The organism is Kribbella sp. VKM Ac-2566, assembly GCF_004366005.1.
Classification (GTDB): Bacteria; Actinomycetota; Actinomycetes; order Propionibacteriales; family Kribbellaceae; genus Kribbella; species Kribbella pratensis.
Window position 1 is genome coordinate 23,076 of sequence record NZ_SODT01000016.1, and the last position, 12,057, is coordinate 35,132.

Here is a 12,057-nt window from a genome sequence, read left to right on the forward strand (position 1 = left end):
AATTCCGTGACGGAGGCGAGGCTGGTGCTTTGGACCGGTCCTCGGCAGGAGTACAACGGAATTGACGCGAAGGGAGCCACGAATGACGTATGACGTGGTGGTGCTCATCGAGCGGGAGATGAGCGAGGGCGACGCGCGCCGCGTTGCCGCCCTGCATGCAAGGCGCGAGGACACCGTGGACTACCACCTGCTGGTCTCCAGTCATCCGGAGAGCGGGTTCGGCGGTCCGATGGCGTTGCTGGGCTCGACGTTCGCGGACGTGGCCGGCCTGACCGGCTCGGCGTCCGTGGTCGGCTCGGCGACGGTGGCGTCGGCGCGCGTGAGCCCGCCGGCAACAGTTGACCGAGCACAAAGCCGAACCCAGCGTGGAACCCAGCGTGGAACACTGCGCGAGCCCCAGAGCGGAACGCCGACGGCGACCCTCGCCGATCCGGCCGTCGACCTCGCCTCGGTGATCGAGCACAGCTCCCGGCGGCTCCGGGCGGCCAGCGGCTACCCGGTGCACGTCTCCATCACGCACGGCGAGGTGCTGCTGGCACTGATGCAGATGGTGAAGACCACCGCCTGCCAGGAGGTCGTGGTGGTCGCCTGGCCGGAGACCGCAGCAGCCTTCGTGTGCTCCGACTGGACCACGAAGGCACGCAGGATCCTCAAGGTGCCCCGCGTCCGCATCCTCGAACACGACACCTGATCAGCTCGGTGGCTGGTGCGGGAGGCGGACGCCTACGGTGGTCTGGCCCGGGCGTGACGTGATACCGATCGTGCCGCCGTGGTGTTCGGCGACGATCCGTTGCGCGATGTCGAGGCCCAGACCGGTGCCCTTGCCGACGTCCTTGGTCGTGTAGAACGGCTCGAACGCGCGGGCCGCGACCTCCGGCGGCATCCCGGGACCGGTGTCGGTGAACTCGACCACGATCCGGTCGCCGTCGGTTCGGGTCGTGATCCGCAGTGTGCCGACACCGTCCATCGCGTCGACCGCGTTGTCGATCAGGTTCGTCCACACCTGGTTCAGTTCGCCGGCGTATGCATCGATCCGCGGCACGCCGGCGCCGTACGCGCGAACCACCTCGACGCCGTCGCGCAGCTTGTGCCCGAGCATCACGAGCGTGCTCTCGATGCCCTCGGTGACGTCGATCGTCTGGATTGAGCCGCGGTCCATCTGCGAGTACGAGCGGACGGCGGCCACCAGCTCGGTGATCCGCCGCGTCGACTCCTTCACCTCGCTGAGCAGCGTCGCGACCGACAACGTGCTGGCGACCCATTCGAGGCCGGGCTCCAGCGCGTCACCGAGTACGTCGGCCGCGCGCTCGCACCAGTCCACGCTGGTGCCGGCCGCGGCGAGCGGGGGAGCGATGAACCACGACCGCTCGACGCCGTGGTCGTCGAGCCAGTCCGCGATCGTGTTCTCGTGATCGGCGAGGTCCACCGGATCCGGCGCCGCCGTACCCGATCCGAGCTCGAGCCGCAGCTCGTCGAGCGCACTGAACTGTGCGGCCGTCGCGTCGCCTTCCGCGAGCCCGCGCAGCGCCGACAGCAGCGTGACGCACGCGGTGTCGAGTGCGCTGACCGAGCGTGCGGCCGCCGCGGCGGGGTTGTTGATCTCGTGCGCCAGCCCGGCCGCCAGCGTGCCGAGCGTGATCAGCGACTCGCGCTGCCGAGCGGTCGACTCGATCGCCCGTGCGGTCCCGTAGACGCCCTTGATGAGATGCCCGGCGAGCGGGAACCAGTCGTCGATCCGCTCCCGCAGTACCTCGGCCGGCACCCGAAGTACCCGTCCTTCGGCCAGGCCGCGGCCGCTGGCGAGATACAGGCCGTGCTCGTCCCAGGCGCGGAAGCCGCCGGCCCAGCGGCCTGGGACGTCCATCTTGCCCATCACGGTGTCCTCGCGGCCGATCTTGCGGTGCAGCGAGATCGCGCCGTCGACGAGCACCCACCAGAATTCGGCGGGTTCGCCTTCGTGGAACAGGTCGACGCCGCGCTCGATCGACACCTCGGTGCTGCCGTCGATCAGCTCGTCCAGTTGCGCATCGGTCAACCCGGCGAAGAGCGGGATGGCGTGCAGTTCAGCGGCGTACATCAGACGGTCGCAAGGTAGCGGTGGACGAGATAGATCGACATGGCGCCTTCGCCGACCGCGGACGCCACGCGTTTCATCGAGTCGAGCCGTACGTCGCCGGCCGCGAACACCCCCGGCACGCTGGTCTCCAGCGCGTACGGCGGCCTGCTCAGCGACCACCGGTTCTGCGCGATCAGGTCCGGCCCCGTCACCACGAACCCCTTGGCGTCGCGGACGACGGAGTCGCCGAGCCAATCGGTCCGCGGGATCGCGCCGACGAAGATGAACAGCCAGCTGGCGAGCACCTCCTCGACCCGGCCGGAGGTGCGATCCGCGAACGTCAGCGCCTCGAGATGACCCTCGCCGCGGCAACCGACCACCTCGGTCCGGCACCGTACCTCGATGTTCGAGGCCTGGGTGATCTTGTCGATGAGGTACCGCGACATCGAGCTTTCGAGCGTGCCGCCGCGGACCAGGAGCACGACGCGTTTGGCATAGCGGGCCAGGTTGAGCGCGGCCTGTCCGGCCGAGTTCGCCGCGCCGACGATGTACACCTCGTCGTCCTGGACCTGCCTGGCTTCGCTCGCCGTCGCGCCGTAGTACACGCCGCGGCCGGTGAGGGCGTCGAGGCCGTCGACGTCGAGGCTGCGGTACGAGACGCCGGTCGCGACGATCAGCGCGCGGGCCTCGATCTCACCGGATTCTTCGAGCAGTACGGCGTGCACGGGACCGCGGGACTCGAGGCCGACGACCGAGCGCGCGAGCACCATTTCCGCGCCGAAGCGGGACGCCTGCGCGACCGCCCGCTGGGCGAGGTCGGAGCCGGTCAGGCCGCGCGGGAACCCGAGGTAGTTCTCGATCGCGGCGCTGAGCCCGGCCTGGCCGCCGGGTGCCTCGCGTTCGACGATCACCGTGCTGAGGCCTTCGGACGCGGCGTACACGCCGGCGGCGAGTCCGGCCGGTCCGCCGCCGACGATGCAGACGTCGTACAACGGTTGCTCGGCGCGGGTCCGCAGACCGAGAGCCGTGGCGAGGTCGCGGGCGGTGGGGGAGCGGAGCGTGTCGCCTTCCGGGATCAGGACCAGCGGCAGTTCGTGGTCGGCGGCGTCGGCGAGGTCCCTGAGGCGCTGACCCTCGGTGTCGCGCTCGACGTCGTACCAGTGGTACGGGACGTGATTGCGGGCCAGGAACGTCTTGATGTCGTGTGCGCGGTCCGACCAGCGGTTGCCGACGACACGGACATCGGAGGTGTGCTCGGGGTTGGCCTGCCGCCAGTCGCCGAGCAGGTCGTCGACGACCGGGAACAGCTGGTCCTCGGGCGGGTCCCAGGGTTTCAGGAGGTAGTAGTCGAGGCCGATCTCGTTGATCGCACGGATCGCCACGTCCGTGTCGGCGTACGCGGTGAGCAGCAGGTACTTCGCGCTCGGGGCGTGCTCGCGGGCGCGTTCGAGCAGTTCGATGCCGGTCATGCCGGGCATCCGCTGGTCGGTCGCGATCAAGGCGATCGGCTGGCTGCGCAAGGCGAGCTTGGTCAGCGCGGCGAGCGCCTGGTCGCCCGAGGTCGCGCGGACGACCAGGTAGTCGTCGCCGTACCGGCGGCGCAGGTCGCGGGAGATGGCCGCCGAGACCATCGGGTCGTCGTCGACCGTGAGAATCGCAGGTTTGCTCACGCGGTGCCCCCCACAGCAGTGAACTGATCCCGTCAGAATGCCACGGGATCAGTCAGTCATCTATGAGCGCACGCAAGGTTTCCTGCTCGGAGTCGGGCACATACCCGGCGTAGTAGTCGAACATGTTCTGGCGGGCGATCCGGGCGGCGGCGTGGCCGTTGCCGGCGCGGATCGCGTCGACGACCTCGGCGTGGTGGTGCAGCGACTCGAGCATCAGGGCGCGGCTGTTCGGGGCGTGGGCGATCTTGTCGGCGATCAGTCCGAGTACGACGCCGCGGACGACCTCGTTGCAGGTCTGGATCAGCGAGTTCCGGCTGATCCGCGCGATCAGCTCGTGGAACGCGAGATCGGCCTCGCTGAACGCGGCGAAGTCGACGTCGATCGCGTCCCGCATCGCGACCAGGGTCGCCTCCAGGTCGTCCAGCTCCTCCGGGGTCCGCAGCCGGGACGCGACCTGGATCGCGGCGCCGTCCATGATCATCCGGAACCCGATCAGCTCGCTCAGGGTCAGCTCGTCGACACGCGCCAGCCTCGTCACCTGCTTGCGCAGCGCGGACGAGGAGTACGGCAGGATCTCCGGGCCGTTCGGGTCGCCGGGCCGGGAGCGGACCACGCCGTTGCTCTCCAGCACCCGCAGCGCCTCGCGGACCGTCGACCGGCTGACCGCGAACTGTGCGACCAGTTCACGTTCGCTCGGCAGCCGCTGGCCCGGTGCCAGGTCACCGCGGGCGAGTGCGTCCTCGACCTGCTCGACGATCCGCTGGTAGGCGCGCACGGGTTGTACCGGCTCGAACTGCGGACGCTTTGTCATCCGGCACACCCCCATTCGCTTGACAGGCACCTGAGCAGGGGACAAACCTAGTGGCCCATTGAGACCTAGTCCACTGGTCAGACCAGTCGGCGCACCGGAGGAGTAGACGTGAAGCCGTCGTTTTCCACTCGAGCGGTCGCATTCCTCGCGTCCGCCGCGCTGCTGGCCGTGACGGCCTGCTCGGCCGGATCCGGTACGTCGTCCGGCAGCTCACCGGGGGCTGACCAGAAGCTGTCGATCGGTCTGGTCGCGGAGCCGGCCAGCCTGGACTTCACCACCACCGACGGCGCCGCGATCCCGCAGGCGTTGCTCGGCAACGTCTACGAGACGCTGGTCAAGCAGGACGACTCCGGCAAGATCGTGCCGTCGCTGGCGAAGTCGTGGACGGTGTCGCCGGACCGCAAGACGTACACGTTCGACCTGGTCGACAACGCGAAGTTCACCAACGACAAGCAGTTCACCGCGAACGACGCGGTGTTCAGCATCAACCGGGTGAAGACCGCGTGGACGACGTCGCTGAAGGCCGCGATGGACGTGGTCTCCCAGGCCAAGGCGCTGTCGCCGACCCAGTTGCAGGTGACGCTGACGAAGCCGAGCAACGACTGGCTGTTCCGGATGACCACCCGGATCGGCGCGATGTTCTCGGAGAGCGGTGTCAGCGCGCTCGCGACCGCACCGGTCGGCTCCGGCCCGTTCAAGTTCTCGAAGTGGAACCGCGGCGACTCGATCGTCATGGTCCGCAACGACAACTACTGGGGCAGCAAGCCGTTCTTCCAGCAGATCACGCTGAAGTACTTCAAGGACGCGACCGCGCTGAACAACGCGCTGCTCACCGGCACCATCAACGTGGTCGGCACGGTGCAGGCGCCCGAGGCCCTCAGCCAGTTCACCAGCAACGACAAGTACCAGGTGATCGAGGGTACGACGAACGGCGAGGTGCTGCTGTCCTTCAACAACTCGCTGCCGCTGTTCAAGGATGTCCGGACCCGGCAGGGGATCCGGATGGCGATCGACCACAAGGCGTTGCTGGACACCTGCTGGGCCGGCCGCGGCAAGCTGATCGGCAGCATGGTCCCGCCGACCGACCCGTGGTACGAGGACCTCACCGGAGTCGCGCCGTACGACCTGGCGAAGGCGAAGTCGTTGCTGCAGGCCTCCGGCGCGGCGGGAAAGACGCTGCGGCTCCGGCTCCCGACGTTGCCGTACGCAACGTCCTGTGGCCAGGTGGTGAAGAGCCAGTTGGAGCAGGCCGGCCTGAAGGTGGCGATCGACCAGCTCGAGTTCCCGGCGGCGTGGCTGACGACGGTGTTCAAGAACGCCGACTACGACATGTCGATCATCGCGCACGTCGAGCCGCGCGACCTGGGTGCGGTCTTCAACCCGAAGTACTACACCCGCTACGACGACCCGACGCTGCAGGGCTACCTGGCCGCGGCGGACTCCGGTGACGAGGCCGCGCAGGTCGACAACCTGAAGAAGGCGGCGCGCCGGCTGTCCGAGCAGGCTGCGGGGGACTGGCTGTTCCTGCTGCCGAACCTGATGGTCGCCGACAAGAGCGTCAAGGGGCTGCCGACGAACGCGATCACCGAGAACTTCGATCTCTCCAAGCTCGCCCGATGATTCTCCGCCTGATCGAGCGCACCGGCGTGTTCTTGGTCAGTCTTGTGGTGAGCTCGGTCCTGGTCTTCGCGTTCATGGCGGTGCTGCCGGGCGATCCCGCCCGGGTCGCGCTCGGGGTGAACGCTTCCGACGAGGCAGTGGCCGAACTGCGTCGGCAGTTCGGCCTCGACCGCTCGCTGCCGACGCAGTACTTCGACTGGCTGGGCGGACTGCTGCGCGGTGACCTCGGTACGTCTTACGTGTCGAAGGCGGCGATCGGTCCGCAGGTGTTCGACCGGCTGCAGGTCACTCTGTGGCTGGTCGTCGCGGGCATGATCATCGCCCTGGTGGTCGCCGCCCCGGCCGGGACCGTGATGGCGGCGCGGCACCGCAAGATCTCCGGGTTGGCGCTCTCCGCGTTCTCTCAGGGGGGCGTCGCGGTCCCGGCGTTCCTGGCCGGGATTCTGCTGATCGTGGTGTTCGCGGTGCGGCTCGGCTGGTTGCCGGCCAACGGCTGGACGCCACCGGCGCAGGATCCGGCGATGTTCCTGAAGCAACTGATCCTGCCGGCCCTGTCGCTCGGGCTGGTCCAGGGCGCCGTGCTCACCCGCTACGTCCGCAGCGCGGTGCTGGAGGTGCTGCGCGAGGACTATCTCCGAACCGCGCGGGCGAAGGGCTTGCGACCGTTCCAAGCGCTGTGGCGACACGGTTTACGCAATGCCGCCGTACCGGTCGTGACTGTGCTCGGCCTGCAATTGGCCACGCTGTTGATCGGCGCAGTGGTCGTCGAGCGGGTGTTCGTGATCCCGGGCCTCGGGAGCCTGCTGCTCGATGGTGTGTCGAACCGCGACCTGCTCCTCGTCCAGGACGTGGTGATGGTCCTGGTCATCGCCGTACTGCTGGTCAACTTCGTCGTCGACCTGCTGTACGTCGCGCTCGATCCTCGACTCAGGACGGCGTCATGAAGCGGCTGAACCCGAGTCTGATCGCCGGCGGCGTGATCGTCGCGGTGATCGTACTGATGGCGCTGGTGTCGTTCGTCTGGACGCCGTACGACGCGACGCTGGTGACTCCCGCCTCGCGGTTGCTGGAACCGTCGTGGTCGCACTGGTTCGGGACCGACAAGTTCGGCCGGGACATACTCAGCCAGATCATGGTCGGCTCGCGGACGACGCTGTTCGTGGGTGTCGTCGCGGTCGGTGTCGCCGCGGTCATCGGCGTACCGCTGGGAATTCTGGCGGCGATGGTACGGCGGTGGCCGAGCGAGGTGATCATGCGGGCCAACGACCTGTTGCTCGCGTTCCCGGCATTGCTGCTGGCGATCATGTTCGGCGCCGTGTTCGGCGCCAGCACGCTGACCGCGATGGTTGCCATCGGCATCGCTTCGGTGCCGAGTTTCGCACGGGTGATCCGGAGTGGGGCCTTGCAGGTGATGCGGACGGAGTACGTGCTCGCGGCGCGCGCGGCCGGCCGGCAACCGTTTCCGATCGCCCTGCGGCACGTGCTGCCGAACGTGACCAGCCTGATCACGGTTCAGGCCTCGGTGTCCTTCGCGATCGCAGTGCTGGCCGAGGCGGCGTTGTCGTTCCTCGGGTACGGAACGCCGCCGCCGACACCGTCCTGGGGCCGGATGCTCCAGGAGAGCCAGGAGTTCCTGTTCAGCGCGCCGCGGCTGGCGATCTTCCCCGGGATCGCGATCGCGATCGCCGTCCTCGGATTCAACCTGCTCGGCGACGGCCTCCGGGACCGCTTCGATCCGAAACTGGAGGATCGCCGATGAACGACGTTCTCACCGTGCGCGGGTTGTCCGTGACCGTGCGGGATACGGCTCTCGTGTCCGACGTCGATCTGACGGTCGGGGCGGGAGAGCGGGTCGGACTGATCGGCGAATCGGGATCAGGCAAGTCACTGACCGCACTGAGCATTCTCGGGTTGTTGCCCGAGGACGTCCGGGCCGGCGGATCGGTGCGGCTCGATGGTGTCGACCACGAACTGGTCGGCGCGGACGAACGGCGGATGTCCCGCGTTCGCGGCCGTGATATCGCGATGGTCTTCCAGGAACCGATGACCGCGCTGAACCCGACTATGCGGATCGGTGACCAGATCACCGAGTCGATGCTCATTCACCGTTCCAGGACCAAAGCCGCGGCCCGCACGGCCGCCGCCGATCTGCTCGAGCTTGTCCAACTGCCGACCGGGACGCTCCGCGCATACCCGCATCAACTCTCCGGTGGCCAACGGCAACGAGTCGTCCTGGCGCTTGCCCTGGCCAACGATCCGGCGCTGCTGATCTGCGACGAGCCGACCACCGCACTCGACGTCACGGTCCAGGCCCTCGTACTCGACCTGATCGTCCGCGGCGTCGTGGACCGCTCCTCCGCGCTGCTCTTCATCACCCACGACCTCGCCGTCGTCGCCACCGTCTGCGAACGGGTCCTCGTCATGTACGGCGGACGCGTGGTGGAGGCAGGTCCGGTCAACGAGGTGTTCACGCGCCCCCGGCACCGCTACACCGAGGGACTGCTCGCAGCGTCCGATCTCGAGTCCACTTCGCGTCGACTGACCACGATCCCCGGCAACGTGCCGCCCGCCGGGCGTTTCCCGTCCGGCTGCGTCTTCCGGACACGGTGCGCGCACGCAACCGCTCTCTGCGAAGAGACACCGGCGTGGACCGGGTCCGAGACCGAAGGGTTCGCATGCCACCACCCGGCGGGGGTGGCTGATGCCTGATATCCACGATCCTGAAGCTCCGACCGCCATCCGGGTTGTCGATCTCGTGCGCGACTATCCGCGCCCGCGAACGTCGTTGCTGCAGCCGTCGCCCGTCGTGCGCGCTCTTCGCGGTGTGAGCCTGGAAGTCAAGCAGGGCGAGCGTTTCGGCATCGTCGGCGAATCTGGCTGCGGCAAATCGACACTGCTGCGCCTGATCGCCGCGCTCGACCGGGCAACGTCCGGGCACGTGATCGTCGAGGACACCGACATCACCCGTCTCCCGGAACGCCGGCTGCGCTCGCTCCGCGAGAACCTCCAGCTCGTGTTCCAGGACCCGATGAGCTCGCTCGACCCACGGATGCGGGTCCGCGACATCATCGCCGAACCGCTCGTCGTGCAAGGACATCCGGCGTCGGGACAGCGCGTTCGCGAGTTGCTGGAAGCCGTCGGCCTCTCCGCGGATGCCGGCGACCGGTACCCGCACCAGTTCTCCGGCGGTCAGCGACAGCGCATCTCCATCGCCCGTGCTCTCGCCCCGCGCCCGCGGATCCTGATCGCGGACGAGCCGGTGAGCGCTCTCGACGTCTCCGTCCGCGCCCAGGTACTCAACCTGATCTCCGACCTGGTCGACGAACTCAACCTCACGCTCGTGTTCGTCTCGCACGACCTGTCCGTGGTCAAGCACGTCTGCGACCGGGTGGCCGTGATGAACGCCGGCCAGATCGTCGAGACGGGCTACACCGGTGACGTGTACGCCGCCCCGCAGCATCCGTACACGCAGCGCCTGGTCTCGGCCATCCCGACGCTTCAGAGGGCGCTTTCCGGTGCGACCACTGCCGACCTACTCGCGAAGGGGGAATCAGCGTGAAGATCCAGCTCGACGGCGGCGGGACGATCACGATGCCGGCCGGCCTGCCGATCGGTGAGACCTGGGTCGAGTCACCGGCCACGGCGCCGGTGATCTTCCCGTACGACGGCTCGACCGTGGCGGATGCACCGGTCGGGGACGTCGAGCTCGCCCGGGCGGCGCTCGAGAACGCGCTCTCCGTGCGAGAAACGGTTGGCCGGCTGCCGTCGTACGTGCGCCGAAACGTCTTGCAGAGCGTGCATTCCGCCGTACTCGCCGAGCGGGACGCGTTCGTCGAGCTGCTCGTGCTCGAGACCGGCAAGCCGCTGGTCGACTGCCGGGTCGAGATCGATCGGACCCTGCTCACCCTGGAGACGTCGGCCGAGGAGGTTGCCCGGCTGCACGGCGAGACAGTGCCGCTCGACCTGTTGCCGAGCGGCGAAGGGCTGCAGGGGTTCTGGGTGCGCAAGCCGATCGGCGTGGTCATCGGGATCACCGGGTTCAACTACCCGCTGCTGCTCGCGGCGCACAAGATCGCGCCGGCGTTCGCGGCTGGGTGCCCGATCATCGTGAAGCCCGCGCCGCAGACGCCGCTCGCAACGCTCTGGCTCACGCACTTGATGCGGTCTGCACTCGCCGACGCGGGAGCGCCAGAGAGCACTCTCCAGCTGATCACGGGCGGACCGGACGTGGGCGCCACGCTCACCACCGACGATCGGATCGGCGCCGTCTCCTTCACCGGATCCGCGGCTGTCGGGCATCGCATTGCGCGGGACGCGGCGCCGACGAAGGTGCTTCTCGAACTGGGGTCCAACTCCGCGCTGGTCGTCGCCGCGGATGCCGACCTGGACGCGGCCGCCGACGCGATCGTGCGCGGCGGGTACTACGCGTCCGGGCAGGCCTGTATCTCCGTGCAGCGCGTGATCGCCGTCGAGTCGGTGCGGGAAGCGTTGCTGGAGAAGCTCGGCGCGCGCATGCCTGGCGTGGTCGTCGGCGATCCGCGTGATCCGGCGACCCGGGTGTCCGCCCTGATCAACCCGGCGTCGACCGATCGCGTTCGGCAATGGGTGGGCGATGCGGTCGATGCCGGCGCATCGATCGCGTACGAGGCCCCTGGCGACGTACTCGGGCCGATCGTGCTCACCGACGTACCGGACGGGCTGCCGGCGTGGGACGAGGAGATCTTCGGGCCGGTGATCGCGGTGCGGTCCGTTCCGGACATCGAGAGCGCCCTCCGCGCGGTCAACGAGACGCGGTACGGGCTGCATGCGAGCGTCTTCACGGCCTCGCTCGACACGGCGTTCGCGGCGATCGATCGGCTCGACGTCGGGGGCGTGGTGATCAACGAGGTGCCTGGGTTCCGGTCCGACGTGATGCCGTACGGCGGCGTGAAGGACTCCGGCACCGGACGTGAAGGCCCACGCTTCGCGATCGAGGAACTCACCACAACCCGGATGGCCATCATCCGCCCTCGCCCATGACCACCCACCGCCCCACACCGCCCACCCGAGGCCAACTTTGTGAAGCCACCGTCCATTCCTGGCCGCCGAAAACGGTTGGTGGCTTCTCAAAGTTCGCAAGGCACGGGAGGTGATGGTGATGGACTACACGAAGTTGTTCCGGCTCGACGGCAAGCATGCGCTGGTGATCGGCGCGGGGAGTGGGATCGGCCGCGAGAGTGCGCTGGCGTTGGCGGCACACGGCGCGCGGGTCACGTGTGCCGATCGGGACCTCGCCGCTGCGCGCGAGACAGCCGCCGGCGAGCTGGCGGCGTACGAGCTGGACGTGCTCGACGACGTGGCGATTGAGCGGGCTGTGGTTGAGCTGGATCCTGTGGATGTGCTCGTGTTCACCGCGGCTACCAACGTGCGGAAGCGGATCCTCGACTACACGGGCGAGGAGTTCGATCGCGTCGTGTCGCTCAACCTGCGCGCGTCGTTCCAGCTGCTGCGTGCGTTCGGACGCGGCATGGCGGAGCGGGGGAGCGGCAGCATCATCGGGTTCAGCTCGATCCGAGGGACCACAGTCGAGCCGGGGCAATCGGTGTACGCGGCAACGAAAGCCGGCCTCGTCCAACTGCTGCGCACCGCGGCCGCCGAGCTCGGCCCGTCCGGCGTCCGCGCGAACGCGATCGCCCCGGGAGTCGTCGAGACCCCGCTCACCGCGCAGATCAAGGCCGACCAGCGCTGGTACGACGCCTACGCGCAGAAAGGCGCGCTCGGCCGCTGGGCCCAACCGAGCGAGCTCGCCGGGGCGGTCGTGTACCTCGCCTCCGATGCCTCGAGTTTCGTCACGGGGAGCGTTCTCGCCGTCGACGGCGGCTGGACCGCGGTCGACGGCCGCTTCGACCCACCGAACTGAT

The 12,057-nt window shown here is 68.6% G+C and carries 11 protein-coding genes; 8 read left to right on the top strand and 3 right to left on the bottom strand.

Annotated features, from left to right (window positions below; genetic code table 11):
* Positions 1-82 precede the first annotated feature (82 nt).
* Complete coding sequence (locus tag EV647_RS39890) at positions 83-691, top strand: hypothetical protein (protein WP_134012604.1); 609 nt, start codon at positions 83-85, stop codon at positions 689-691.
* On the opposite strand, the gene EV647_RS39895 is transcribed toward EV647_RS39890, so the two are convergent.
* Genes EV647_RS39895 through EV647_RS39905 form a run of 3 tightly spaced genes read right to left on the bottom strand, consistent with a single transcriptional unit; the run spans position 692 to position 4,537 of the window.
* Positions 692-2,077, bottom strand: coding sequence for a sensor histidine kinase (locus EV647_RS39895; protein ID WP_134012606.1), 1,386 nt, complete (start codon positions 2,075-2,077; stop codon positions 692-694).
* Positions 2,077-3,726, bottom strand: a complete 1,650-nt coding sequence (locus EV647_RS39900) for an FAD-dependent oxidoreductase (RefSeq protein ID WP_134012608.1) — start codon at positions 3,724-3,726, stop codon at positions 2,077-2,079. Before EV647_RS39900 ends, EV647_RS39895 begins: the two co-directional genes overlap by 1 nt.
* A gap of 52 nt (positions 3,727-3,778) precedes the next feature.
* Positions 3,779-4,537 (bottom strand): FadR/GntR family transcriptional regulator, encoded by a 759-nt coding sequence (locus EV647_RS39905; RefSeq protein ID WP_134012610.1) that lies wholly within the window; start codon positions 4,535-4,537, stop codon positions 3,779-3,781.
* Positions 4,538-4,645: 108 nt separating this feature from the next.
* Between EV647_RS39905 and EV647_RS39910 the strand changes: the two genes are divergently transcribed.
* The 7 genes from EV647_RS39910 (at position 4,646) to EV647_RS39940 (ending at position 12,056) form a co-directional block, all read left to right on the top strand.
* Positions 4,646-6,157, top strand: a complete 1,512-nt coding sequence (locus tag EV647_RS39910) for an ABC transporter substrate-binding protein (protein ID WP_134012612.1) — start codon at positions 4,646-4,648, stop codon at positions 6,155-6,157.
* Complete coding sequence (locus EV647_RS39915) at positions 6,154-7,101, top strand: ABC transporter permease (RefSeq protein WP_134012613.1); 948 nt, start codon at positions 6,154-6,156, stop codon at positions 7,099-7,101. The genes EV647_RS39910 and EV647_RS39915 overlap by 4 nt, the downstream gene beginning before the upstream one ends.
* A complete protein-coding gene (locus tag EV647_RS39920; RefSeq protein ID WP_134012615.1) occupies positions 7,098-7,916 on the top strand; it encodes an ABC transporter permease in 819 nt (272 codons plus the stop codon). The genes EV647_RS39915 and EV647_RS39920 overlap by 4 nt, the downstream gene beginning before the upstream one ends.
* Entirely contained in the window at positions 7,913-8,866 is a 954-nt protein-coding gene (locus EV647_RS39925; protein WP_134012617.1) for an ABC transporter ATP-binding protein, read from the top strand. Before EV647_RS39920 ends, EV647_RS39925 begins: the two co-directional genes overlap by 4 nt.
* Positions 8,859-9,716 (top strand): ATP-binding cassette domain-containing protein, encoded by an 858-nt coding sequence (locus EV647_RS39930; protein WP_134012619.1) that lies wholly within the window; start codon positions 8,859-8,861, stop codon positions 9,714-9,716. The genes EV647_RS39925 and EV647_RS39930 overlap by 8 nt, the downstream gene beginning before the upstream one ends.
* Entirely contained in the window at positions 9,713-11,176 is a 1,464-nt protein-coding gene (locus tag EV647_RS39935) for an aldehyde dehydrogenase family protein (RefSeq protein WP_238177630.1), read from the top strand. Before EV647_RS39930 ends, EV647_RS39935 begins: the two co-directional genes overlap by 4 nt.
* Before the next feature lie 118 nt (positions 11,177-11,294).
* On the top strand, positions 11,295-12,056 hold the full coding sequence (locus EV647_RS39940) for an SDR family NAD(P)-dependent oxidoreductase (RefSeq protein WP_134012621.1): 762 nt from the start codon (positions 11,295-11,297) through the stop codon (positions 12,054-12,056).
* Position 12,057 lies beyond the last annotated feature (1 nt).

What these genes read in the sequence shown, in the direction of transcription:
- EV647_RS39890 (WP_134012604.1), top strand. Translation starts at nt 83, where the DNA reads ATGACGTATGACGTGGTGGTGCTCATCGAGCGGGAGATGAGCGAGGGC.
- EV647_RS39930 (WP_134012619.1), top strand. Translation starts at nt 8,859, where the DNA reads ATGCCTGATATCCACGATCCTGAAGCTCCGACCGCCATCCGGGTTGTC.
- EV647_RS39920 (WP_134012615.1), top strand. Translation starts at nt 7,098, where the DNA reads ATGAAGCGGCTGAACCCGAGTCTGATCGCCGGCGGCGTGATCGTCGCG.
- EV647_RS39915 (WP_134012613.1), top strand. Translation starts at nt 6,154, where the DNA reads ATGATTCTCCGCCTGATCGAGCGCACCGGCGTGTTCTTGGTCAGTCTT.
- EV647_RS39925 (WP_134012617.1), top strand. Translation starts at nt 7,913, where the DNA reads ATGAACGACGTTCTCACCGTGCGCGGGTTGTCCGTGACCGTGCGGGAT.
- EV647_RS39895 (WP_134012606.1), bottom strand. Translation starts at nt 2,077, where the DNA reads ATGTACGCCGCTGAACTGCACGCCATCCCGCTCTTCGCCGGGTTGACC.
- EV647_RS39905 (WP_134012610.1), bottom strand. Translation starts at nt 4,537, where the DNA reads ATGACAAAGCGTCCGCAGTTCGAGCCGGTACAACCCGTGCGCGCCTAC.
- EV647_RS39940 (WP_134012621.1), top strand. Translation starts at nt 11,295, where the DNA reads ATGGACTACACGAAGTTGTTCCGGCTCGACGGCAAGCATGCGCTGGTG.